The organism is Glycomyces tenuis DSM 44171, from assembly GCF_000427885.1.
Taxonomy (GTDB): Bacteria; Actinomycetota; Actinomycetes; order Mycobacteriales; family Micromonosporaceae; genus Glycomyces; species Glycomyces tenuis.
In genome coordinates, this window is record NZ_ATYW01000024.1 from 16,650 (window position 1) to 40,848 (window position 24,199).

Here is a 24,199-nt window from a genome sequence, read left to right on the forward strand (position 1 = left end):
GCAGTTGAGAGGTGGAATTCACCGGGGGGCGAATGGGGTCGGACTGCACATTGGAGATAGGCGGAATTGCGCGCGGGCGGGCGTGCCGAATGGGCGGCCGTGAAAGCGCCGTCCGGTGGCGGTGGCGCTCGCGGGCCCGAATTCGGCGGGCCTCCCGCGCGCAATTCCGGTATTCGCGTTCATGCGGTGAGCGGCTGCGCGTCGACGGTGACCGGCTCGGGAAGCGCCACTTCGCCTCCGAGGTACCGGTGGGCCGCCGCGGCGGCGGCGCGGCCCTCGGCGATCGCCCACACGATCAGCGAGGCGCCGCGGTGGGCGTCGCCGGCCACGAACACGCCGGGCGCGTCGGTCTGCCAGTCGTCGCCGCACTCGAGGACGCCGCGGCGGTTGCGCTCGATGCCGAGCTGGCGCAGCAGCTGCTGGTCCTCGGTGCCGGCGAAGCCGATCGCCAGCAGGACCAGGTCGGCCGGGACGATCCGCTCGGTGCCGGGCACCGGGGTGACGACGCGGCGGCCCGAGGACTTGTCGACGGTGACCTCGCTCAGGCGCATCTGGCGGACGTGGCCGCGCTCGTCGCCGATGAACTCGGCGGCGGCGCTGCCGTAGTTCCGCTCCCCGCCCTCCTCGTGGGCCGGGTAGTCGCGCACGATGACCGGCCAGGTCGGCCACGGGTCGCTCCCGGCGTCCCGCTCCTCGGGCGGCATCGGGTACAGGTCGAGCTGGCGCACCGAGGCCGCGCCCTGCCGGTGGGCCACGCCCAGGCAGTCCGCGCCGGTGTCGCCGCCGCCGATGATGACCACGTGCTTGCCGCGCGCGTCGATGGGCGCGAACGGGGCCTTGCCCGCCACGACCTGGTTGGCGCCGACGAGGTGCTCCATGGCCTGGTGGATCCCGGCGAGCTCGCGGCCGCTCTGGTCGGTCTCGCGGCCTTCGAGGGCGCCGACGGCCAGGATGACGGCGTCGTGGCGTTCGCGCAGGTCGTCGGCGGACAGGTCGAAGCCGACGTTGACGCCGCAGGCGAACTCCACCCCCTCGGCCCGCATCTGCGCCACGCGGCGGTCGATGTGGTGCTTCTCGAGCTTGAAGTCGGGGATGCCGTAGCGCAGCAGGCCACCGGGCGCGTCATCGCGCTCGTAGACGGTGACGGCGTGTCCGGCGCGCGCCAGCTGCTGGGCGGCGGCCAGGCCGGCCGGTCCCGAGCCGACGACGGCGACGGACTTGCCGGTGGACCGCTCGGCCGGGCGCGACACGACGTTCTGGTCGTCGAAGGCGCGGTCGATGATCTCGACCTCGATGTTCTTGATCGTCACCGGGTCGTCGCCGATGCCGAGCACGCAGGCGGCCTCGCACGGGGCGGGGCAGAGCCTGCCGGTGAACTCGGGGAAGTTGTTGGTGGCGTGGAGCTGCTCGATCGCGGCGCCCCACTGGTCGGTGCGGGCCAGGTCGTTCCACTCCGGGATCCGGTTGCCCAGGGGGCAGCCGTTGTGGCAGAACGGGATGCCGCAGTCCATGCACCTGGAGGCCTGGGCCTTGACCAGTTCGCCGTCGGCGCGCTCGTAGACCTCGCGGTTGTCGAGGACGCGCAGCGGGATCGGCCGCTTCTTGGGCACTTGGCGGCCGTGTCGGAGGAATCCGCTCGGGTCAGGCATGCTGCGCCTCCTTCTCTTGTTCCTGGGCGGCGAGCACGGCCTTGTACTCGGTGGGAATGACCTTGGTGAAGCCGCCGGCGGCCTTGGGCCAGTTGCCGAGCAGCTCGGCGGCCACGGCCGAGCCGGTGGCGCGGCCGTGGCGCAGCAGCAGGTTGTGCACCAGGTCGATGTCGGCGGCGCCGAGCTCGTCGAGGTCGACCAGCGCGGTGTTGGTGCGGCCCTCGTCCAGGCGCCACACGTAGGCGACGCCGCCGGACATGCCGGCGGCGAAGTTGCGTCCGGTGGGCCCGAGGACGAGGACGGTGCCGCCGGTCATGTACTCGCAGCCGTGGTCGCCGACGCCTTCGACGACGGCGACGGCCCCGGAGTTGCGGACGGCGAAGCGCTCGCCGACCTTGCCGCGGATGTAGACCTCGCCGGAGGTGGCGCCGTAGAGGATGGTGTTCCCGGCGATGATGTTGTCCTCGGCGCGGAAGGGCGCCCCGGCGTCGGGCCGCACCACGATGCGGCCGCCCGAGAGGCCCTTGGCGAGGTAGTCGTTGGCGTCGCCGACGAGCTTGAACGTGGCCCCGCGGGTGAGGAAGGCCCCGAAGGACTGCCCGGCGGTGCCGCGGAAGACCAGGTCGACCGAGCCGTCCGGCAGGCCCTCGCGGTGGGCGCGGCTGACCGCGGCGCCCAGGAGCGCGCCGACCGAGCGGTCGGTGTTGCGGATCGCGAGCTCGGCGGCGACGGTGCGGCCCTCCTCGATGGCGGGCCTGGCGATCTCGACCAGCTCGGCGCCCAGGGTCCGCTCGACCTCGTGGTCCTGCTCGCGGACGCGGACGCGCGGGCCCTCGACGGGCGCGGCGATGACGTTCGACAGGTCGATGCGGGCGGCCTTGCGGCCCTCCCCGGGGATCTGGCGCAGCCGCTCGACGTTGCCGACGGCCTCGTCGAGGGAGCGGTAGCCGAGGGCGGCGAGCAGCTCGCGGACCTCTTGGGCGATGTAGCGGAAGAAGTTGACCACGTGCTCGGCCTGGCCGTTGTAGCGCTCGCGCAGGATCGGGTCCTGGGAGGCCACGCCCACCGGGCAGGTGTCGAGGTGGCACACGCGCATCATGACGCATCCGGCGACGACCAGCGGCGCGGTGGCGAAGCCGTAGCCCTCGGCGCCGAGGAGCGCGGCGATGACCACGTCGCGGCCGGTCTTCATCGCGCCGTCCACCTCGACCTTGACGCGGTCGCGCAGGCCGTTGCGGATGAGGGTCTGCTGGGCCTCGGCGAGGCCGATCTCCCAGGGCGTCCCGGCGTGCTTGACCGAGTTGGCCGGGGCCGCGCCGGTGCCGCCGTCGTGGCCGGAGATGAGGATCGTGTCGGCCTTGGCCTTGGAGACGCCCGCGGCGACGGTGCCGACGCCGACTTCGCTGACGAGCTTCACGTGGACCTCGGCGTCGCCGCCTCCGGCGTGCTTGAGGTCGTGGATGAGCTGCGCGAGGTCCTCGATCGAGTAGATGTCGTGGTGCGGCGGCGGGCTGATGAGCCCCACGCCCGGCGTGGCGTTGCGGGTCTTCGCGATCCACGGGTGGACCTTCTTGCCCGACAGCTGGCCGCCCTCGCCGGGCTTGGCGCCCTGGGCCATCTTGATCTGGATGGCGTCGGCCGTGGCCAGGTACTCGCTGGTGACGCCGAAGCGGCCGGAGGCGACCTGCTTGATGGCGCTGCGCCGCTCGGGGTCGTAGAGGCGGTCGACGTCCTCGCCGCCCTCGCCGGAGTTCGAGCGCCCGCCGAGACGGTTCATGGCGATCGCGAGGGTCTCGTGCGCCTCCTGGGAGAGCGCGCCGTAGGACATGGCGCCGGTGTGGAACCGCTTGACGATGTCCTCGACCGGTTCGACCTCGTCGACCGGGATCGGCTCCCGTGAGGCGGTGTCGAAGTCGAGCATGCCGCGCAGGAGACCCGAGTCGGCCGCCAGGGAGTTGACCTTCTCGGTGTAGCGCTTGAAGACGTCGTACTGGCCGGACTTGGTGGCGTGCTGGAGCAGGAACACCGTCTCGGGGTTGAACAGGTGGATCTCGCCGTCGCGGCGCCACTGGTAGTCGCCGCCGGGCGGCAACGGCTGGACGGGGTCGACGGCCCGCTCGTAGGCGCGGCGGTGCCGTTCGGCGACCTCCTTGCTGAGCGTCTGGAGGCCGATGCCGCCGATGCGGGAGTCGGTGCCCTTGAAGTAGCGGCCGACGAAGTCGGCGTCGAGGCCAACGGCCTCGAAGACCTGGGCGCCGGTGTAGGAGGCGATGGTGGAGATGCCCATCTTGGACATCACCTTGAGCACGCCCTTGCACAGGCCCTCGATGTAGTTGCGCACGGCCTGGGCGGGCTCGGCGTCGATGACGCCGGAGTCGCACAGTTCCTCGATGGAGTCGAACGCGAGGTACGGGTTGACGGCGGCGGCGCCGTAGCCGAGGAGGACCGCGGCGTGGTGGACGGTGCGGCAGTCGCCGGTCTCGACCAGGAGCGCGACCTTGGTGCGGGTCTGCTCGCGCACCAGGTGCTGATGGACGGCGGCGGTGAGCAGCAGCGAGGGGATCGGCGCGAGGTCGGCCGTGGAGTCGCGGTCGGACAGCACCAGGATGCGCACGCCGTCCTCGATGGCCTCGGAGACGTGGCGGCAGATCTCGGTCAGGCGGTCCTTCATGCCGCGCGAGCCGTGGCGGACCTTGTAGACGCCGGAAACGCGCACGGCCTTGAAGCCGGGCATGTCGCCGTCGTCGTCGATGTGGAGGATCTTGGCGAGCTCGTCGTTGTCGAGGACGGGGCGGGCCAGCTCGATCTGGCGGCACGAGTGCGGCCCGGGCTCGAGGATGTTCCCTTCGGGGCCGATCATGGTGCCCAGGGCGGTGACCAGCTGCTCGCGGATGGCGTCGAGCGGCGGGTTGGTGACCTGCGCGAACAGCTGCGTGAAGTAGTCGTACAGCAGCTTGGGGCGCTTGGACAGGCCCGCGACGGGCGTGTCCGAGCCCATGGAGACGACCGGCTCGGCGCCGGAGGCGGCCATGGGCGCGAGGATGAGGCGCAGCTCCTCGTCGGTGTAGCCGAAGGTGAGCTGGCGGCGGCGCACCGACTCGGCGGTGTAGGTGACGTGCTCGCGCTCGGGCAGCTCCTCGAGCCGGATGAGCCCGGCGTGGAGCCAGTCGCCGTAGGCGTGCTCGCCGGCGAGCTCGTCCTTGATCTCCTCGTCGTCGACGATGCGGCCGGCGGCCGTGTCGACCAGGAACATGCGGCCGGGCGTCAGGCGGCCCTTCTCGGCGACCTGGCTGGGCTCGAAGTCGACGACGCCGGCCTCGGAGGCGAGGACGACGAGGTCGTCGGTGGTGCGCCACCAGCGGGCGGGGCGCAGACCGTTGCGGTCGAGGACGGCGCCGATCTGGGTGCCGTCGGTGAAGCAGACCGCGGCCGGGCCGTCCCACGGCTCCATGATCGCGGCGTGGTAACGGTAGAAGTCGCGCCGCTTGGGGTCCATGGTCGCGTTGTGTTCCCAGGCCTCGGGCATCATCATGAGCATCGCGTGGGGCAGGCTCCGCCCGCCCAGGTGCAGCAGCTCGACGACCTCGTCGAACGCGAGGGAGTCGGAGCCGCCGGGCGTGTTGACCGGGAACAGGCGCCGCAGGCGCCCGGGCAGGTGCTCGCTGGCGAGCTCGGCCTGGCGGGCGGTCATCCAGTTGCGGTTGCCGCGGATCGTGTTGATCTCTCCGTTGTGGGCGACCATCCGGAACGGGTGGGCCAGCGGCCAGGACGGGAAGGTGTTCGTGGAGAAGCGGGAGTGGACCAGAGCGATGGCGCTGACGAGCCGCTCGTCGCGCAGGTCGGGATAGAACTGCGGCACCTGGGCGGGGGTCAGCATGCCCTTGTACACGATGGTGCGGGCGGAGAGGCCGACGATGGCGGCGCCGTCGAGCCGGCGCTCGCGGATCTCGCGCTCGGCCTGCTTGCGCACGGCGTAGGCGAGCCGGTCGAGCTCGATCCCGGCCGCGGCCTCGTCCTCGGCGGCGAGGAAGACCTGGCTGACGCTCGGCATGGAGGCCAGGGCGCCGGCGCCGAGGCCGGCGGGGTCGACGGGCACCTCGCGCCAGCCGACGACGCGGCAGCCTTCGGCGACGGCGTACTTCTCGACGATGGCGCGCGCGCGGGCGGCGGCGTCCTCGTCGTCGACGGGGGTGAAGACCAGCCCGGCGGCGTAGTGGCCGGGCGCGGGCAGGGTGAAATCGACCACGTCGCGGTAGAAGGCGTCGGGGATCTGGAGCATGATGCCGGCGCCGTCGCCCGAGTCGGGATCGGGGGCGGTGGCGCCGCGGTGCTCCATGCGGACGAGAGCGGAGAGGCCGCGCTCGACTACGCTGTGGGCGGCCCGGCCTTGCATGTCCGCAACGAAGGCGACGCCGCAGGCGTCGTGTTCCCATTCGGGGCGGTAAAGACCTGGTTCGTTGTTCAGGGCAGAACGCAACCTTGGCCTCCTTCGTCGTCGAGGGCTCCAGCTCGTGGGGCGCTGGAACACGGCGGTATTTCATACGGGACGACGTCGGCCCGAAAGAATGCAAAGTGTCAGACGAGTGTAATGCATCGCTCATCTAGCGGACACCATCGTCCTACTATCCGAGCAGCTCCGGCCGTTTTCCGCCCGCGTGTCGCGCCCACTGCCCGATCGTGCCGTCATGGGCGTGTAACGCGTGTTTTACGAGTGGGATCGGCGCGCGGCGGCATTGCGGCCAATGGTTAGAGTGTTGTGATCGCACGGCGCCCATCACCGTGATCGAGGCACCTGCCGTGGTGGAACCGGCTAGCCGCCCCTGGCACTCCAGGGTGAAACCTGTCGGTCCCCCCTGGGAGGGTCATGGCGACGTTCGCAAGCCACCCCTGGCACAGCCATGGCGACAGCCGCCGACCATCGTCGGCACTGCAACAGTACGTTTTCAAGGAGCTATTCACCAATGACCTATCCCCCACCCGGCGGTAACCCTCCGCCCCCTGGTTACGGCCAGCAGCCTCAGCAGCCGGGATTTCCCCCGCAGCAGGGTGGGTACGCCCCGCAGCAGCCCGGCTACGGCCAGCAGCAGCCCGGGTACCCGCCGCCTCAGCAGCCCGGCGGCGGTTACGGCGCTCCCCCGCCGCCCATGCCTCCGGCGCCGAGCGGCGGCAAGGGCGGCGGCTTCACCGCCAAGATCCTGGGCGCCGTCGGCACCATCGTGGTGATCGGCATCGTCATCGCCGTGCGCGTCTTCATGAACGACAGCGGCTCGAGCGACGACGCCGGCGACACGACGCTCAGCAACGAGGAGGCCGAGGCGGCCGAGCAGGCCCAAGAGGGCGACTGCATGCCGCAGGAGCCCGGTGTCGCCACCGACGCCGACTTCATCGTCGAGTGCTCCGACCCGTCGGCGTTCTGGACCATCACGACGGTCGACAACGAGGCGAGCGTCATGATCTCCGGCGGCGACGTCATGGACGTCGCGGACGCGCAGGGCATCTGCGGCGAGAACGTGGCCTCGCGGATCCCCGGCCAGCCGTGGACCGACTACAACTTCGTGTACGACCAGACGACCAGCATGACCGACCAGTTCTTCTGCCTGGAGGCCATCCAGGAGCCGAACGAGTCGGACCAGCTCCCCAAGACGCCGGACGTGGGCGACTGCTTCGACGACTCGAGCGACTGGTGGACCGTCGACTGCAGCTCGGCCAGCGCGGTGTACGAGGTCGTCGACGCGATCCCGGTCGACCCGCCCGTCGAGATGACCGACGCGGACGCCGAGGCCGAGGCGGCCAACTGCTCCGGCGGCGCCTACTACTGGCCGGTCACCGACCTGCTGGGGCGCACCGGCGGCATCATCTGCGCCGACGACGCCGTCTAGCAGAGCCGGGCATGCGGGCCGTTTCGGTCTTCGATGAGGCGGCCCGCACCGCTGTCGTCAGCACCGTGTGCTGACCGCGAAAACGACCGGGGCGGCCCCGATTCCGCGGAATCGGGGCCGCCCCGGTCGTTTTCGCGTGAGTCGCACGCGCCTCATATGATTGACCGTGGGCCTCAGTCCACGCCCCTGCCCGGCGCGATGCAACGGAGAACCACATGAGCTACCCGCCCCCGAACCCCTATGACCCGGGTCAGCAGCAGCCCGGGTACGGCCAGCCCTCGCAGCCCCAGCACTTCAACACCGACGCCGACCCCTACGCCCGCCCCGACTCGTACGGCCAGCCGTCCTACGGCCAGCCCGGCTACCCGACGAACCCGCCGATGAGCGTCGCGCCCGGCAGCGTGCCCCCCAACCAGGGGTACCCGACGACGGGGCAGGCGTTCCAGCCGGGGCAGCCCGCGCCCGCGCCGCCGAGCGGATCGTCGAACACGCCGCTGATCGCGACCCTCATCGTCGTGGTCGTGGCCATCGCGGCCGGGGCGATCATCATCGGCATGACCTTCGGCGGCGATGAGGAGGAGGACCCGGTCATCGCCGACGACGCCACCAGCGAGTCGGCGAGCCCCTCCGAAGAAGAGGAGACGACCGAGGACGAGCCCAGCCCCGAGGAGACGACCACCGACCCCGACGAGGCCGTCTACCGCGCGCCCGAGGTCGACGAGTGCATCGAGAACGTCGAAGAGGGCTTCTACGTCGTCCCCTGCGACTCCGAGACCGCCTACTGGCTGGTGCTCCACATCGCACAGAGCCCCGAGGACCCCGACCCCGAGGACGAGTGGCACGCGGTCGCGGCCAACGACGCCTGCGAGGGCTACGAGTGGGACCAGTACTACTTCACCGACACCGCCGTGTCGGCCGGTCGCGAGTGGGACCCCGAGATCGACTCGATCACCGCGATCTACTGCGTCCAGCGCGTGGAGTGACGAACGGGGCGCGCATTCGCTCCTTCGCCGGTGTCGCCCGCGCGCGGTTAGGATCGATCCATGTCGCTGCGTTCGCAAGAGGTCGATCTCTTCGAGGCCTCCAGGGCACGCCTGGGGGCCATCGCCTACCGCCTGCTCGGCTCCGCGAGTGAGGCCGAGGACGCCGTCCAGGAGACCTTCCTCCGCTGGGACGCCGCCGACCGGGACCAGATCGAGGTGCCCGAGGCGTGGCTGACCAAGGTGCTCACCAACCTGTGCCTGACGCAGCTGACCTCGGCGCGGGCCAGGCGGGAGGCCTATGTGGGCGAGTGGCTGCCCGAGCCGGTCCTCGACGGCGACCCGATGCTCGGCCCGGCCGACACCGCCGAGCAGCGCGAGTCGGTGTCCCTCGCCATGCTCCTGCTCATGGAGCGGCTCTCCCCCAACGAGCGCGCCGTCTACGTCCTGCGCGAGGTCTTCGCCTACCCGCACGCCGAGATCGCCGAGATCCTCGACGTCACCGAGGCCGGCAGCCAGCAGACCTACCACCGCGCCAAGCGGCACATCGCCGACGGCCGCTCCCGCGCCGAGATCGATCCGGCCGCGGCCCGGCGCGTCGTCGAGGAGTTCCTCGCCGCCGCCGCCACCGGGCAGACCGAGCCGCTGCTCAAGCTCCTGACCGACGACGCGATCAGCATCGGCGACGGCGGCGGCAAGGTCCCCGCACGCGCCAAGGTCGTGGTCGGCGCCTTGGAGGTGGCGAAGTTCATACGCGGCCTGTTCAAGCCCTCCGCGGGCAAACGCGACATGCTCGGCGGCAGGCCCGCCGTCTACGCCGCGGTCGTCAACGGCGAGGCGGCGGCGCTGGCCGTCGTCGACGGCCGGGTCGTCGGCGTCATGTCGCTGGAGTGGACACCCGAGGGCATCAGCGGGGTCCGCAACCAGGTCAACCCGGACAAGCTCGACCGCATCACGCGCCGGTGGACGGCGTCCGACCACGGGGAGCCGCTGCTGCACGCCTGGTGACGCCCATGTGACTGTCTTCATACCCCGCGCCTGTCAGGAATCGCGCCGCCGTCCGGTTCAGGAGGTGCACACGCCAAGACAGGAGCAGCACCATGAAGCACCGCATCGTCGTCCTCGGAGCCGGATACGCCGGGGCCATCGCCGCCGGTCGACTCGCCAAGCGGCTGAGCCGCGAGGATGTGCACATCACTCTCGTCAACGCCGAACCCGACTTCGTGGAGCGGGTCCGCATGCACCAGCTGGTCGCCGGCCAGGACCTCAAGCCGCGCCCGCTCGCCGACATGTTCGCGGGCACCGGCGTCGAGCTGCGACTCGCGAAGGTCACGGCGGTCGACGCCGACCGCAAGGCCGTCGCCGTCATAGACGCGGACGGCTCCGCCGAACTCGCCTACGACACGCTCGTCTACGCGCTCGGCAGCGGCTGGAACGACCAGGACGTCCCCGGTACCGCCGAGCACGCCCACCAGATCGCCGGCCGGTCCGGCGCGCTGCGCCTGCGCGAACGGCTCGCCCGTCTCGAGGCCGGGAAGACCGTGACCGTCGTCGGCGGCGGGCTCACCGGCATCGAGGCGGTGACCGAGCTCGCCGAGGCCCGGCCGGACCTGAACGTGGCCATCGCGGTCCGCGGCGAGTTCGGTGACTGGCTCTCGCCGAAGGGCCGGGAGCACCTGCGCAAGGTCGCCGACCGGCTCGGCATCGCCGTTCACGAGCACGCCGCCGTGACCACGGTCGAGACCGACGCCGTCAGGACCGAGGACGGGACGGTCCCCTCGGCGGTCACGGTGTGGACCACCGGCTTCGCGGTGCACCCGATCGCCGCGGCGTCCACGATGAAGGTGACCGACCGAGGTCAGATCGTCGTTGACGGCACCATGCGCTCGGTCTCGCATCCGGACGTGTACGCCGTCGGCGACGCCGGGTTCGCGATCGGCGCGAAGGGCAGGCCGCTGCGGATGTCGTGCGCCTCGGGCATCCCGATGGCCTGGCAGGCGGCCGACGCGATCGCCGCGCGGCTGACCGGCGGGAAGCTCCCGAACGCGCCGCTGCGGTACGTCAACCAGTGCATCTCGCTGGGCCGCAGGGAGGGCCTGATCCAGTACGTGACCGCCGACGACAGGGCCGTGAACGCCACGCTCCGGGGCCGCGCGGCCGCGGTCTACAAGGAGCTGGTCTGCAAGGGCGCGGCCTGGAGCGCGGCCCACCCGACCCTGGGCATGCCGGTGCGCCGCAGGCGGGTCGCCGAGCGGCGGGCCGAGACGGGCTCGAGCGTCGAGGCGATCGCCTAGCGCGACGCGGCGGAGCGGGCGCCCTCGGTTCGAGGGCGCCCGCTCCGCCGCGTCGGACTATTCGGCGACGATGCGGGGGTGCAGGTCCTCGGCGGGAGGCTCCCAGGAGTCGAGGTCGACCGGGACCTGCTCCCCCGAGCGGATGTCCCGCATCTGGTGCCCGTCCTCCCCCGAGAAGAGCACGAAGGGGATGCCGCGCCGGTCGGCGAACTTGATCTGCTTGCCGTACTTGGCCGCCGAGGGCGAGACCTGCGTCGGGATGCCGCGGGCGCGCAGGCGCTGCGCGATCGCGTTCGACGCCGAGCGGTCCTCCTCGCCGGCCACCGCCACCAGCACGCAGGTGGGGACCTCCCGGGTGGCCGTGAGCCTCCCCGACTGGAGCAGCGGCACCAGCAGCCGCGAGACGCCGATGGACAGGCCCACGCCGGGATAGGTGTGCTTGCCGTCCGAGGCGAGCGTGTCGTAGCGGCCGCCCGAGCAGACCGAGCCGAGGCCCTCGTGGCCCTCGAGGAAGGTCTCGTAGACCGTGCCGGTGTAGTAGTCGAGGCCGCGGGCGATCTTCAGGTCGGCGACGACCAGGCCGGGGGCCTCGGCCGCGGCGGCCTCGACGACGGCCGCCAGCTCGCTCAGCCCCTCCTCGAGCAGCGGGTTCGCGACGCCGAGGGCCTTGACCTCGTCGACGAACGAGGCGTCCGCCGAGGTGATCTCGGCGAGCCTCAGGCACGCCTCCGCCTGCTCGGGGCCGACCCCGAGCTCGTCCATGAGGAGCTTCGCGACGGCCTCGGCGCCGATCTTGTCGAGCTTGTCGATGATGCGGAGGGCCTCTTCGGTGTCGTCGATGCCGAGGCCCTGATAGAAGCCCTGGGAGAGCTTGCGGTTGTTGACGTGCATGCGCACCGGCGGCAGCGGCAGGCCGCGCAGCGCGTCCGCGATGACGAGCGGGATCTCGACCTCGTAGTGGGCGGGCAGCTCGCCCTGGTCGACGATGTCGATGTCGGCCTGCAGGAACTCGCGGTAGCGGCCCTCCTGGGGGCGCTCGCCGCGCCAGCACGGCTGGATCTGGTAGCGGCGGAACGGGAACTGGAGCTTCCCGGCGTTCTCCAGGACGTAGCGCGCGAAGGGCACGGTCAGGTCGAAGTGGAGCCCGAGCCCGGCGTCGCCCGAGCCGGAGTCGGCCTGGAGCCGGCGCAGCACGTAGACCTCTTTCGACGTCTCGCCCTTGCGGAGCAGCTGATCCATGGGCTCGACGGCGCGCGTCCGGACGTTCGCGAAGCCGTGCAGCTCGAAGGCCCGGCGGAGATGGTCGACCACCTGCTGCTCGACGATGCGCTGCCGGGGCAGCAGTTCGGGGAAACCCGAGAGCGGCTGGGGTCGTGGCATGGCTGTCTCCTCGTTCGGACTGGCTGCGATCGGATTGCCGCGGTCGCGGCGGGCGGCGCTCAGCGATGGAGCCGCGCCGCCACCTGCTTGAGGTAGGGGTTCGTGGCGCGCTCGGTCGCCATGGTGGTGCGCGGGCCGTGGCCGGGCAGGACGACGACCTCGTCGGCCAGCGGCAGGACCTTGCGCTCGAGGCTGTCCCACATCTGGGCGTCGCTGCCGCCGGGCAGGTCGGTGCGGCCGATGGCGCCGGCGAAGAGGACGTCGCCGGAGAGCGTGTAGGGCGCCTCGGCGCCCGAGGTGTGGAACAGGATGGACCCGGCGGTGTGGCCGGGCGCGTGGTCGATCGTGAAGCGCATGCCGGCCAGCTCGACGTCGGCGCCGTCCTCGAGCACGGCCACGTCGTCCGGTTCGGTCCACTCCAGGCCGGTGCCGAACATGGCGCTGGTGCCCGGACCGAAGCCCCGGGCCGGGTCGGCGAGCAGGTGCTCGTCGTCCGAGTGGATGTAGGCGGGGACCTCGTGCGAGCCGCACACGGGCGTCACCGAGAAGGTGTGGTCGAGGTGCCCGTGGGAGAGCAGCACCGCCACCGGCTTGAGCCGGTGCTCGGACAGGACGTCCTCGAGACGCGGGGCGATGCCGATGCCGGGGTCGACGACGACGCACTCCGAACCGCGGCCGTCGGCCAGCACATAGCAGTTCGTGCCGAACGCATCGGCCACAAGCGTCTCGATGAGCACCCGCTCCCCCTTCCCTCGCGGGCCTCAGGATACACCCGGCGGCCAGCAGTGACCCGTCTGACAGAGCCGGATACACTGCCATTCGCGTAACCCCCAGTACGAGCAATGGTCAACCGAGGAGGCCCCGCAGTGCCCGCCAAGTCCAAGCACATGGAGCGGCGCAAGCAGCGCATCGCGAACGCGAAGAAGAACGCGCGCCTGGCGGGCAAGCTGCGCCGCCGCCGGAGGCTCCAGGCCACGTTCGGACTGCTGGCCATCATCGTGCTCGTGGGCGCCGGGTACCTGTGGCAGAGCGGATTCTTCGAGTCCGACGAGCCCGCCGACGACCCGGCCGTGACCGAGACCCCCACCTCCGACGTCAGCGGCTCGCCCACCGCGGAGCCGACGGACGGGGCGAGCGAGGCGCCGACCGGCGAGACGCCGACCGCGGAGACGACCGAATAACCCCTGACAGACGACGAATTCGAAGGAGACCCGACGGTGGCGTCGAAACAATCGCAACGCATGGCCGCCCGCCAGCAGCTTCAGCAGCGCATGGCGGAGAAGGCGGAGCGCGAGCGCAAGCAGCGCACCGTCTGGTGGAGCATCGGCGGCGTCGGCGCGCTCGTCGTGCTGGGGCTCCTGGCGTGGGTCGCCTTCACCGTGTTCGCGCCCGATGAGGAGAGCGACTCCGCTTCGGACGACACCGCGTCCACCGCCCCCAGCGAGGAGGAGTCCCCCGCCACCGTCCCCGACGGCGTGCCGGTCGAGCCGGTCATCATCGACTCGATGACCATGAGCGAGCCCGAGTCGGGCGAGACCGCCGAGTGCGCGTACACGCCCACCACCGGCACCGAGACGCCGCCCGCCGAGCAGCCCGCCTCCGGGGTGCAGGAGATGACCATCGAGACCGGTCTGGGGACGATCACCGCCGAGATCGACACCGCGAACGCCCCGTGCACCGCCGGCTCGTTCACCTACCTCGCCGGCCAGGGCTACTTCGACGGCTCGCAGTGCCACCGGCTGACCACCGAGGGCATCTTCGTCCTCCAATGCGGTGATCCCGACGCGCGCGCCGCGCTCGAGTCGGGCAACCCGCAGGGCGCGGGCATGGGCGGCCCCGGCTACCAGATGGCCGAGGAGAACCTGCCCGAGGAGGCCGAGAACAACTACCCGGCCGGGACCCTCGCGATGGCGAACGCCGGGGCGGGCACCACCGGCAGCCAGTTCTTCCTCGTCTACGAGGACACGAGCCTGCCCGCCGACTACACGATCCTGGGGCAGATCACCTCCGGCCTCGAGGTCGTGCAGGAGGTCGCCGCGGCCGGCGCCATGTGATCCACGAGCCGGGGGCCGATGCTGGCCCCGGTTACCATGGGAACCTAAGCTTGATGAGCGATACCGGCACCTACGGCGAAGTTCGCGGGGCCTGAACGGGTACCCCGGGGCGACGCTCGCGAGCCGCAAACGGGTACCCACGGCGACGCTTGCGAGCCGTAAATTGGCACCCACGGTGAAGCTTGCGAGCCGTAAATTGGCACAGCGAGTCATGAGGAGGCGACGGTGGTGACCGAACGAGCCGCAGGGCCCGACGGGAGGATCTCGGACACCGAGACGCAGGCCTCCGGCTCGGAGGCCGTCTCGGTCGGTCCGCCCACGGGTCGGCGCATGCGCGCCCGCCTGGCGCGGTTCAACGCGCCCTGGCAGTCCTCGACGCTGCCCGAGGTCCTCGAACCCCTGGTGGCGACCCACCGGGCCGCCCACCCGCGGGCCGACGTGCGGCTACTCCAGCAGGCGTACACGCGGGCCGAGCAGCTGCACAGCGGCCAGTTCCGCAAGTCCGGCGACCCGTACATCACGCATCCGCTCGCGGTGGCCTCGATCCTGGCCGAGCTCGGCATGGACACGAACACGCTGGTCGCGGCGCTGCTGCACGACACGGTCGAGGACACCGAGTACACGCTCGACGAGCTCGCCGACGAGTTCGGCGGCGAGGTCGCGCTCCTCGTCGACGGCGTCACCAAGCTCGACAAGGTGAAGCTCGGGGACGCGGCCAAGGCCGAGACCATCCGCAAGATGGTCGTGGCGATGGCCAAGGACCCCCGCGTGCTGGTCATCAAGCTCGCCGACCGGCTGCACAACATGCGCACGCTGACGTTCCTGGCGCCCGAGAAGCAGGAGCAGAAGGCCCGCGAGACGCTCGAGATCCTCGCCCCGCTGGCCCACCGCCTCGGGATGAACACCATCAAATGGGAGCTCGAGGACCTCTCCTTCGCGACGCTGTACAAGAAGCGGTACTCCGAGATCGCCCGCCTGGTCTCCGAGCACTCCCCGCAGCGGGAGATGCTCCTCCAGCAGGTGACCGCGCAGGTCAAGGAGCAGCTGAAGGACTCCCGGATCAAGGCGGACGTGTCGGGCCGGCCGAAGCACCTGTACTCGATCTACCAGAAGATGATCGTGCGCGGCCGCGACTTCAACGACATCTACGACCTCGTCGGCCTGCGGATCCTGGTCGAGAACGAGCGGGACTGCTATGCGGCCCTCGGGGTGATCCACGCGTCCTGGCAGCCGGTTCCCGGCCGCTTCAAGGACTACATCGCGATGCCGAAGTTCAACATGTACCAGTCGCTGCACACGACGGTCATCGGGCCGAACGGCAAGCCGGTCGAGATGCAGATCCGCACCTGGGCGATGCACCGCACCGCCGAGTACGGCATCGCGGCGCACTGGAAGTACAAGGAGACGAAGAACTCCACCGTCGCGGGCCCGCCCGCGCACATCGACGACATGGCGTGGCTGCGCCAGCTGCTGGACTGGCAGCGGGAGGCGGCCGACCCCTCGGAGTTCCTCGACGCGCTGCGCTTCGACCTGGCCTCCTCGGAGGCGTACGTGTTCACCCCCAAGGGCGACGTGATCGCGCTGCCGGCGGGCTCGACGCCGGTCGACTTCGCCTACGCCGTCCACACCGAGGTCGGCAGGCGGTGCATCGGCGCGCAGGTGAACGGCAAGATCGTGCCGCTGGAGTCGACGCTGTCGAACGGCGACGTGGTCGAGGTGTTCACCTCGAACTCGGAGACCGCCGGTCCGAGCGAGGACTGGCTGAACTTCGTCAAGAGTCCGCGGGCCCGCACCAAGATCAAGCAGTACTTCAAGAAGGAGCGCCGCGAGGAGGCGATCGAGCTCGGCAAGGACGAGCTCACGCGCGCGATGCGCAAGCGGCGGCTGCCGCTGCAGCGGATGCTCACGCACGACAATCTGACCTCGCTCGCGAAGGACTTGAACCTCAAGGACGTCGAGGCGCTGTACGCCGCGCTGGGCGAGCGCCACATCTCGCCGACGCACGTGGTGACGCGCCTGCTGGAGGTCCAGGGCGGCGCCGAGGGCGCCACCGAGGACATGGCGGAGGCGACGGCGCCGACGCAGCCGGCGAGGATCGTGCCCGAGGCGCACGGCGACATCCACGTCGCGGTGACGGTGGCGGGCATGGACGAGGGCGAGATGCCGGTGCGGCTCGCCCACTGCTGCAACCCGATCCCGGGCGATTCGATCATCGGCTTCGCGACGCGCTACCACGTGATCAGCATTCACCGGCGGGACTGCGAGAACGCCGAGGAGCGCATCGAGCTGCAACCGGACCGGGTGCTGGAGGTCCGCTGGTCCGACGAGGACGACCAGGCGACCTTCGTGGCGACGGTGCAGGTCGAGGCGCTGGACCGCCATCGTCTGCTGGCCGACGTGACGCAGGTGCTGTCGGGCGAGCGCGTGTCGATCCTGTCGGCGACGGTGACGACGACGAGGGACCGGGTCGCGCTGTCGCGCTTCACTTTCGAGATGGCGACGCCCGAGCACCTGGACCACATCATCAAGGTGATCCGCAAGGTCGACGGCGTCTACGACGCCTACCGCCTCACCGGCGCCGAGTCGTCCAGGCCCTGAGCGGTACGGCGAACCGGCTCCCGTTCGTCGCAGCCGTTCGCGAAGTCGACGACGGCGGCATCGCCTCGTGTCACGGTTCGGGCCTACCGCATATGAGGTGCGATCGGCCGGTTTCGTGGCGTACGTCAGGCTTCGCGCCCCAGGGCGGCGGTGGTTCCGAGGGTCGCTATATGTTTGGGGCGATTCCCTGGTGGCACAACCGAAAGCGTGGCGATGACGACACTCTCCGATTTCAGCGAAGACGAACGGGCCCTCATCCTGGACGCTCCGGGGGCGGTGCTCAACGCCACCGTCGTCTCCGACGGGCGGCCGAGCCCCCTGGAGTTCCTCAAGGAGCTCTCCGCGGGCGCCAAGGTGTTCCGGGAGGCGCAGCGGGACGAGAACCGATTCGTGCGGGCCGTCGCGAACGCGATCCGCGAACGCGGAAGCGACAGTTCGGGCGGCCAGGGCCTCCCCGACTCGGAGGAGGCGATGTCCGCGGCGCTCGACCAGGCCGGGCGGGCGCTCACGCTGCTGCGGGAGCGGGCCGACGGCGACGACGCCGAGGAGTACGGCGCGTGGCTGGTCCGCATCGCCGTGCACGTCAGCGAGGCGTCCAAGTCCAAGCTCGGAGGACTCTTCAGCAAGAAGGTCGCCGTCACCCCCGGCGAGCAGGCCTTCATCGAGCGGCTCACCGAGGCCGTCAAGGACTAAGGCCGCGGCCTCCCAGTCGATGTCGTAGGCGTACTGCCAGGCGGTCTTCTCCGGAGTGTTGAACTTCTCGAGGAAGAAGGGCATGAGGAGGTCGCGGAACCTCGCCGCCAGCGGGCCCGCGGCCTTGGCCCGGTTGGTCCTGGCCGCCGCGGCGATGACGCGTTCGACGCGCTCGCGGCGCCGCCGCCGGTAGGCCTGGAAGGCCGCCTCCGGCGGGAGGTCGCGCAGGCACAGGGCCAGTTCGACGGCCGACTCCGCCGCGAGCGAGGCCCCCTGCCCCGAGGACGGCGAGGTGGCGTGCGCGGCGTCGCCGACCAGGACCATCCGGCCCTTCGACCACCGCGGCAGGCGCGGCAGGTCCTCGAGCTTGTGCGCCGGGGCGAAGTCCTCCGGTGTCACGCGGTCGAGGATCGCCGTCGCCGGGCCGTGGTCGCGCGCGAAGGCGAGGCGCAGGCGCCGCATCCAGGTCTCGACGTCGGTCTCCCGCAGCTCGTCACGATCGATGCGCCTGATCGGGAGGTTGGCGAACCAACCGCATTCGTCCCCTTCGATCTGGTATCCGAAGAAGGCCGTGCGGCCGAACACGAAGTGCTGGGCGCCGCCGGTGTCTGGCAGGCCGTCGCCCTCGACGTAGCCGCCGAAGCTGACCAGGCCGGTGTAGCGCGGCTCGGGCGCCTTGGGGTCGATGCGGGTGCGCACGGCCGAGTGGATGCCGTCGCAGCCGATGAGGACGTCGGCTTCGGCGGTGGTGTGGTCGTCGAACTGGGCTATGACGCTGCGCCCGGTGTCGACGGCGTCGACGAAGCGTTTGCCGTACACGAACTCGACGCCTTCGGCCGCGGCGTGGCGCTGGAGCTCGGCGGTCAGGGTGCCGCGCGGGAGCGTGAGGCGGGGACGCAGCTCGGGGAGGTCGCTCATCTCGCCGAGGACCTTGCCGGTGTAGCTCTGGACGATGAACCGGGGCGTGGGCGCGGCGAGGCCGTCGAGCAGGTGGTCGGCGCCGACGAGGGCGAGCGCGGCCCGGCCGTTGGGGGCGATCGAGAGCGGCCCGCCCGCGGTTCCCGAACCGGGGCGGCGGGCCTCGTGGACGACCGCTTCGATGCCGGCCCTGCGCAGCGCGAGCGCGGCCGTCGGGCCGGCCACGCCCCCGCCGATGATGATCGCGGTCTTGGCCTTGGCCTGGGGTTTCGCTGTGTCGGTCATGTCGGTCTCCGCTGGTCGATGTGCGTTGCGGCCACGGTATGGCGGAGTTCGGGCGCGGCGAATCGGCCTGGAGTCGCGTCCGGGGATCGACCGGGGTTGTACGCGGGGCCCGGGTGCGCTCTTCCGCGAGTGCGCCCCTGGGGCGCCTTGGAGCCTTTATATTGAACGTCACTCACGCACAAAGGGGGATTACCGTGGGTATGGACGACAAGTTCAACGAGATGAAGGACAAGGCCCGGGACAAGGCCGACGAGGCCAAGGACAAGGGCAGCGAGATGTTCAACCGCGACAAGGACTCGCCGGAGGACGACGAGCAGGGCGGCGGTCGCATGGACGACCTCAAGGAGCGGGGCCAGGACGCCGCCTCGAGGTTCCAGGACCGGGGCGAGTAGCCGGGCGGTCTCACCGAAAGCGCGAGGGGCGGGCGGATCCGATTCGGATCCGCCCGCCCTCTTGTTCGCGTCTGGAGCGCGGTCTAACGGCGCTTCTTGCGGCGCTGCGGGCGCGGGCCGCCCGAGCCGGCGCCTGCCGTGGCCTTGGGCTCATCGAGCAGTTCGAGCGGGATCTCGTCGGTCTTCGCGGTGCGGAGCCGGTCGTCGTCCTCGTCGTCCGCGTCGCGGTCCTCGGCTTTGCCCCGCTCCTCGGTCCCGTCCGAGCGCTTGTTGGCGATCTTCTGGTTGTGACGCCGGTAGGCGGCGCTCCGTTCGGCCATGTCGACCACCCACGGCGCGGCCAGGAAGATCGAGGAGTAGGTGCCGACGACCATGCCGATGAACAGCACCAGCGCCAGGTCCTTCAGGGTGCCGACGCCGAGCATGCCCACGCCGACGACCAGGAGCGCCGCCACCGGCAGCACGCCGATGATGGTCGTGTTGATCGAGCGCATGAGGGTCTGGTTGACCGCGTCGTTGACGGCCTCGGCGAAGGTCTTCTGCCGCGTCTGGAGCAGGTTCGCGGTGTTCTCCTGGACCTTGTCGAAGACGACGACGGTGTCGTACAGGGAGTAGCCCAGGATCGTCAGGATGCCGACGATGGTCGACGGCGTGACCTCGAAGCCGGACAGGGCGTAGATGCCGGCGGTGAGGACCAGGTCGTGCAGCAGCGCCCCGATGGACGCGATCGCCATGCGCCGCTCGTAGCGGATCCAGATGAACGCGGAGACGAGCACCAGGAACACGCCGAGCGCGATGAGCGCCTGGTTGGAGACGGCCGCGCCCCAGGTCCCGGAGACCGTGGAGACCGAGATCTCCTGTGGGTCGACGCCGGCCGCCTCGGCCATGGCCTCGCGGATGTCCTGGGACTGCTCGTCGTCGACCTCGGCGATGCGGACGATGTAGGAGGCGCCGTCGCCGGTGCCGGCGACCTGGGCGGAGGCGATCTCGGCTCCGACGCCCTCGGCGGCGTCCTCGACCTCGGTCAGCGAGGTGCCTGAAGTGGAGGGTACGTTGTACTGGTTGCCGCCGGCGAAGTCGATGCCGAGGACGAAGCCCTTGGTGAGCATGACGACGACGCAGCCGAGGATCACGACCGCCGAGACGAGGTACCAGCGCTTGCGGTTCGGGACGAACTGGATGTCCGTCTCGCCCCGGTAGAGCTTGCTCCAGATGGACAGCCGCTCGGGCTTGTCGGCTTGCTTCTGCTTGGTGCTCATCGGTGCTCCTTAGCCGCGCGCGGCGGCCTTCTTGCCGTGGACCGGGATCGCCTTGGTGTGGAGCCCGGAGAGGTGGACGTTGTTGAGGACTCTGCCGCGCGCCATCCATTCGGCGATCGGGTGCGTGAACAGGAAGACCACAACGAGGTCCACCACCGTGGACAGGCCGAGGGTGAAGGCGAAGGCGCGGACCGGGCCGATGGCCAGGATGTAGAGCACCACCGCCGAGATCACTGAGACGGCGTTGGCGGAGAGGATCGTCCGGCGGGTCCGCACCCAGGCGCGCGAGACCGCGGAGCGCACGGATCTGCCCCCGACCATCTCCTCTTTGATGCGTTCGAAGTACACCACGAAGGAGTCGGCGGTGATGCCGATGGCGACCGCGAAGCCGGCGACGCCGGCGAGGGTGAGGGTCATGCCGATCTGGGAGCCGAGCAGCGCCACGGTCGGATAGAGGATCGCCGCGGAGGTCACGAGGCTGCCGAGGACGATCAGGCTGATCACGCGGTAGTAGAACACGCAGTACACGAGGACCAGGCCCACGCCGATCGCGGCGGCGACCATGCCCGCCTCGAGCTGCTCGACGCCGAGGGTGGCGGTGACCTCGTTGAGGGTCTGGACGACGAACGTGGTCGGCAGGGAGCCGAAGTTGAGCTGGTCGGCCAGTTGGTTGGCCTCCTCGGCGGTGAAGTCACCGGTGATCGAAGTGGAGTTGGTGGAGGCCTCCTGGATGTTCGGCGCGCTCACCACCTCGTTGTCGAGGACGATGGCGACCTGCTGGCCGACGTTCTCGCTGGTGAGGGCGCCCCACTTCTCTGCGCCCGCAGTGGTGAACTGGACGTTGACCATGAACGCGTTGAGGTTGGCCTGGTCGCTGCCGACGTCGGCCTGCGAGACGTCGGAGCCGAGCACGGTGGAGGGCGCGAGCAGGTACTTCGTGGAGAAGGTCAGGTCGGGCGAGTCTTCGGCGATCGGCTCGGGCGGCGAGCACGCGACGACATCGAGGTCGGCCTGCTGGACCGAGCCGGGCGGGCGGTTGTCGAGCTGCTCGCAGGTGATCGAGGGGACGTAGAACTGCACATTCGGGGGCAGGAGCCCGACCTCTTCGGGGGTGAGCTCGCCGAAGGGCTCGAGGGCGGCGATGGAGGCCTCGTCGGTGGGGGCGGCGGTCAGGCTCTGGGCGAGCCCGGCGGCCTCCTCGCCGACCTTGGCCCACACGTCTTCGATGGTGAGATCCTCGTCGGAGGTGGCGACCTGGGGCGAGCCCGCGGTCTCCTCCTCGGAGGACTCCTCGGTGGCTTCGGCCGTGGGCTCTTCAGCGGTGGCTTCGGAGGTGGGCTCTTCGGTGGCCCCCCCGTCGGTGGCTTCGGCGGTGGGCTCGGAGGTGGCCTCCTCTTCGGCGGCCTCCTGCTCGGCCGCGGCCTCCTCCTCCGCCGCCGAGTAGTCGGGCAGAGAGTCGGTGACGATGCGGAAGCGCAGTTCGGCGGGGGCGCCGACGTCACGCAGCGCCTCCTCGTCGGTGTCGGTGCCCGCGACGTTGACCACGATGTTCTGGTCGCCTTCGACGTAGACCTCGGGCTCGGCGACGCCGGTGGAGTTGACGCGGCCCTCGATGATCTGGCGGGCCTGCTCCATCGTCTCCGCGCTCGGCGGCTCATCGGAGTCCTGCTGGTAGGCGGTGAGCGTCATCGACAGCCCGCCCTGGAGGTCGAGACCGAGCTTCGGCGTCGGGAACTTCCACCCGGCGCCGGCCAGCGAGGCGGCCCAGAGGATGCCTATGACGGCCAGCAGCGCCAGGAAATAGGGGGCGACGGGCAGGCGCTTTCGCTGGATCTTCTTCCGCGGGCGGTCAGCGCCCGTGGTTGCACCCATGTTCGACGGCAATGGTCAGTCTCTTCCTCATTCGATGCGGAGCGGACGCAGGGAGAGCCCGGTCCGACAGTGCCGGCCTCCGGGGCTCCGCCCGATGGGGACGGGCGCCGACCGGAGGGAGTGGCCTTGCACACGTAGTGTCGGCGCGGCTCATTCTAGACGGCCGCGATCGGCGGCTTTGTCCGCCCTGACCGCGGGCCGCGGGCGCGGTGGGGCCGAACCGGCCCCCGTGCGGGGGTTCGAGCGCGCCCCGGCCGGTTCACGGTCCGAACACACGGCCGCGGGCGCCGCTAGTACTCCTTGCGGTCGGACTTGCCGGTGTGCTTGTCGTCGCCGTCGTCGGCGGAGCGCAGTTTCTCGAGGTCCTCGTCGGTGAGCGTGGTGTCTTCCTCGGTGATCGGGGCCTCGGCCTCGGGCTGGCCCTCCTCCTCGGAGGGCAGGACGCGGGCGATGGCCTGGCGCGCGAACACCAGGAAGACGTCGTCGGAGGCCTCCAGGGTCACGGTCTCCTCGTCGGAGTCCACGACAGTGCCGTACAGGCCGCCGATGGTCATGACGCGGGCGCCCGGTTCGACGTTGTTCTGCATGTCCTGCTGCTCGCGCTGGCGCTTCTTCTGCGGCCGGATCATGACGAAGTACATCAGGAGGATGAAACCGACGATCATGATCAGGAAGAGCATGTTGCTGCCTCCGGCGCCTTCTTGAGCGAGGACGTCTACGGCTGAGAGCACGGCGGTGCCTTTCGTCGTTGGTGGTCACTTGAGACGTGGGCGGAGTCTATCTCGCGCGCCCCGGCGTCCGGTTCGCGCCGCCCGCGCCTTTCGGCCCGTCCGTGCGGGACGGGGAGGAGCTGAGCTCCTGCTTGTACTCCCAACCCTACGCGTCGCCGGCGCCGAAGAGCCCTTCGGTGCTCGGGGGCGCCAGGCCGAGGTGCCGCCAGCCGGCGGCGGTGGCGACGCGGCCTCGCGGCGTGCGGGCCAGGAGCCCGGCGCGGACCAGGTAGGGCTCGCTGACCTCCTCGACGGTGTCGGACTGCTCCCCCACGGCCACCGCGAGGGTCGCCAGGCCGACCGGGCCGCCGCCGAAGGTCTTGACCAGGGCGCCGAGGACCGCCCGGTCGAGGCGGTCGAGGCCGAGCTCGTCGACGTCGTAGAGCGCCAAGGCGCTTTCGGCGACGGTCTTGGTGATGGTGCCGTCGGCTCGGACCTGCGCGAAGTCGCGGACGCGGCGCAGCAGCCGGTTGGCGATGCGGGGCGTGCCCCTCGAACGCGAGGCGATCTCGACGGCGCCGTCGTCGGTGATCGCGACGTCGAGGATCCCGGCCGAGCGCTGCACGATCGCCTCGAGCTCGGCGTCGCCGTAGAACTCGAGCTGGCCGAGGAAGCCGAAGCGGTCGCGCAGCGGGCCGGTGAGCAGGCCCGCGCGGGTGGTGGCGCCGACGAGCGTGAACGGCTCGAGTTCGAGCGGGATGGCGGTGGCGCCGGGGCCCTTGCCGACGATGACGTCGACTCGGAAGTCCTCCATGGCGGTGTAGAGGAGCTCCTCGGCGGGGCGGGCGATGCGGTGGATCTCGTCGATGAACAGGACTTCGCCCGGCGCGAGGCTGGTGAGGATCGCCGCGAGGTCGCCGGAGCGCTCGATGGCCGGGCCGGAGGTCTGGCGCAGGCCGACGCCGAGCTCGGCGGCGACGATCATCGCGAGGGTGGTCTTGCCGAGACCGGGCGGGCCGGACAGGAGCAGGTGGTCCGGGGAGGCGCCGCGGCGGCGGGCCCCTTCGAGGAGAAGGCCGATCTGCTCGCGGACGCGGGTCTGCCCGATGACGTCGTCGAGCTTGCCGGGGCGGATGCCGGCCTCGACGAGGCGGTCGAGCTCGGTGGCCTCGGCGGCGGTGAGGGCCGCGTCCCACTCTTCGGCGGTGTACTCGGGTTCGTCCTTCTCGTCCATGG

At 70.9% G+C, this 24,199-nt stretch carries 17 protein-coding genes and 1 pseudogene; 9 read left to right on the plus strand and 9 right to left on the minus strand.

Annotated features, from left to right (window positions below):
• Positions 1–179 precede the first annotated feature (179 nt).
• Both YWW_RS0122120 and gltB read right to left on the minus strand, forming a co-directional pair.
• On the minus strand, positions 180–1,649 hold the full coding sequence (locus tag YWW_RS0122120; RefSeq protein WP_026931823.1) for a glutamate synthase subunit beta: 1,470 nt from the start codon (positions 1,647–1,649) through the stop codon (positions 180–182).
• Positions 1,642–6,126 (minus strand): glutamate synthase large subunit, encoded by a 4,485-nt coding sequence (gene gltB / locus YWW_RS0122125; RefSeq protein WP_026931824.1) that lies wholly within the window; start codon positions 6,124–6,126, stop codon positions 1,642–1,644. Before gltB ends, YWW_RS0122120 begins: the two co-directional genes overlap by 8 nt.
• Before the next feature lie 484 nt (positions 6,127–6,610).
• On the opposite strand from gltB, the gene YWW_RS0122130 reads away from it, so the two are divergent.
• From YWW_RS0122130 to YWW_RS0122145, 4 genes are all read left to right on the plus strand, one after another.
• On the plus strand, positions 6,611–7,528 hold the full coding sequence (locus YWW_RS0122130) for a hypothetical protein (protein ID WP_155830331.1): 918 nt from the start codon (positions 6,611–6,613) through the stop codon (positions 7,526–7,528).
• A 215-nt stretch (positions 7,529–7,743) separates the two neighbouring features.
• Positions 7,744–8,511: a single stranded DNA-binding domain-containing protein gene (locus YWW_RS0122135; protein WP_026931826.1), complete on the plus strand. Its 768-nt coding sequence runs from the start codon at positions 7,744–7,746 to the stop codon at positions 8,509–8,511.
• A gap of 60 nt (positions 8,512–8,571) precedes the next feature.
• Entirely contained in the window at positions 8,572–9,516 is a 945-nt protein-coding gene (locus tag YWW_RS0122140; RefSeq protein WP_026931827.1) for an RNA polymerase sigma-70 factor, read from the plus strand.
• A 92-nt stretch (positions 9,517–9,608) separates the two neighbouring features.
• Complete coding sequence (locus YWW_RS0122145) at positions 9,609–10,802, plus strand: NAD(P)/FAD-dependent oxidoreductase (RefSeq protein WP_026931828.1); 1,194 nt, start codon at positions 9,609–9,611, stop codon at positions 10,800–10,802.
• Positions 10,803–10,859: 57 nt separating this feature from the next.
• Here YWW_RS0122145 and hisS read toward each other — a convergent pair whose 3' ends face one another.
• Entirely contained in the window at positions 10,860–12,182 is a 1,323-nt protein-coding gene (hisS, locus tag YWW_RS0122150) for a histidine--tRNA ligase (RefSeq protein WP_026931829.1), read from the minus strand.
• A 59-nt stretch (positions 12,183–12,241) separates the two neighbouring features.
• On the minus strand, positions 12,242–12,919 hold the full coding sequence (locus YWW_RS0122155) for an MBL fold metallo-hydrolase (protein ID WP_026931830.1): 678 nt from the start codon (positions 12,917–12,919) through the stop codon (positions 12,242–12,244).
• Between the two features lie 129 nt (positions 12,920–13,048).
• On the opposite strand from YWW_RS0122155, the gene YWW_RS0122160 reads away from it, so the two are divergent.
• From YWW_RS0122160 to YWW_RS0122175, 4 genes are all read left to right on the plus strand, one after another.
• Complete coding sequence (locus YWW_RS0122160) at positions 13,049–13,363, plus strand: hypothetical protein (protein WP_026931831.1); 315 nt, start codon at positions 13,049–13,051, stop codon at positions 13,361–13,363.
• 36 nt (positions 13,364–13,399) lie between these two features.
• A complete protein-coding gene (locus tag YWW_RS32260) occupies positions 13,400–14,236 on the plus strand; it encodes a peptidylprolyl isomerase (RefSeq protein ID WP_155830332.1) in 837 nt (278 codons plus the stop codon).
• 195 nt (positions 14,237–14,431) lie between these two features.
• Positions 14,432–16,834 (plus strand): RelA/SpoT family protein, encoded by a 2,403-nt coding sequence (locus YWW_RS32265; RefSeq protein ID WP_425402709.1) that lies wholly within the window; start codon positions 14,432–14,434, stop codon positions 16,832–16,834.
• A 207-nt stretch (positions 16,835–17,041) separates the two neighbouring features.
• Entirely contained in the window at positions 17,042–17,527 is a 486-nt protein-coding gene (locus YWW_RS0122175; RefSeq protein WP_211228659.1) for a hypothetical protein, read from the plus strand.
• A 207-nt stretch (positions 17,528–17,734) separates the two neighbouring features.
• Here the strand turns inward: YWW_RS0122175 and YWW_RS35335 are convergent.
• Positions 17,735–18,730 (minus strand): annotated as a pseudogene (locus YWW_RS35335) (FAD-dependent oxidoreductase); the annotation flags it as partial.
• Positions 18,731–18,930: 200 nt separating this feature from the next.
• Here YWW_RS35335 and YWW_RS0122190 point away from each other — a divergent pair.
• Positions 18,931–19,122, plus strand: a complete 192-nt coding sequence (locus YWW_RS0122190) for a hypothetical protein (RefSeq protein ID WP_026931834.1) — start codon at positions 18,931–18,933, stop codon at positions 19,120–19,122.
• Positions 19,123–19,205: 83 nt separating this feature from the next.
• On the opposite strand, the gene secF is transcribed toward YWW_RS0122190, so the two are convergent.
• From secF to ruvB, 4 genes are all read right to left on the minus strand, one after another.
• Entirely contained in the window at positions 19,206–20,381 is a 1,176-nt protein-coding gene (gene secF / locus YWW_RS32270) for a protein translocase subunit SecF (protein WP_051326179.1), read from the minus strand.
• A gap of 9 nt (positions 20,382–20,390) precedes the next feature.
• A complete protein-coding gene (gene secD / locus YWW_RS0122200; RefSeq protein ID WP_051326180.1) occupies positions 20,391–22,253 on the minus strand; it encodes a protein translocase subunit SecD in 1,863 nt (620 codons plus the stop codon).
• Positions 22,254–22,543: 290 nt separating this feature from the next.
• On the minus strand, positions 22,544–22,984 hold the full coding sequence (gene yajC / locus YWW_RS32275) for a preprotein translocase subunit YajC (protein ID WP_211228660.1): 441 nt from the start codon (positions 22,982–22,984) through the stop codon (positions 22,544–22,546).
• A 145-nt stretch (positions 22,985–23,129) separates the two neighbouring features.
• Complete coding sequence (gene ruvB, locus YWW_RS0122210) at positions 23,130–24,197, minus strand: Holliday junction branch migration DNA helicase RuvB (RefSeq protein WP_026931836.1); 1,068 nt, start codon at positions 24,195–24,197, stop codon at positions 23,130–23,132.
• Between the last annotated feature and the right edge of the window lie 2 nt (positions 24,198–24,199).

Coding starts and splice junctions, on each gene's coding strand:
- YWW_RS0122130 (WP_155830331.1), top strand. CDS start 6,611: ATGACCTATCCCCCACCCGGCGGTAACCCTCCGCCCCCTGGTTACGGC.
- YWW_RS0122190 (WP_026931834.1), top strand. CDS start 18,931: ATGGACGACAAGTTCAACGAGATGAAGGACAAGGCCCGGGACAAGGCC.
- YWW_RS0122135 (WP_026931826.1), top strand. CDS start 7,744: ATGAGCTACCCGCCCCCGAACCCCTATGACCCGGGTCAGCAGCAGCCC.
- YWW_RS0122140 (WP_026931827.1), top strand. CDS start 8,572: ATGTCGCTGCGTTCGCAAGAGGTCGATCTCTTCGAGGCCTCCAGGGCA.
- secF (WP_051326179.1), bottom strand. CDS start 20,381: ATGAGCACCAAGCAGAAGCAAGCCGACAAGCCCGAGCGGCTGTCCATC.
- secD (WP_051326180.1), bottom strand. CDS start 22,253: ATGGGTGCAACCACGGGCGCTGACCGCCCGCGGAAGAAGATCCAGCGA.
- YWW_RS0122145 (WP_026931828.1), top strand. CDS start 9,609: ATGAAGCACCGCATCGTCGTCCTCGGAGCCGGATACGCCGGGGCCATC.
- YWW_RS0122120 (WP_026931823.1), bottom strand. CDS start 1,649: ATGCCTGACCCGAGCGGATTCCTCCGACACGGCCGCCAAGTGCCCAAG.
- hisS (WP_026931829.1), bottom strand. CDS start 12,182: ATGCCACGACCCCAGCCGCTCTCGGGTTTCCCCGAACTGCTGCCCCGG.
- ruvB (WP_026931836.1), bottom strand. CDS start 24,197: ATGGACGAGAAGGACGAACCCGAGTACACCGCCGAAGAGTGGGACGCG.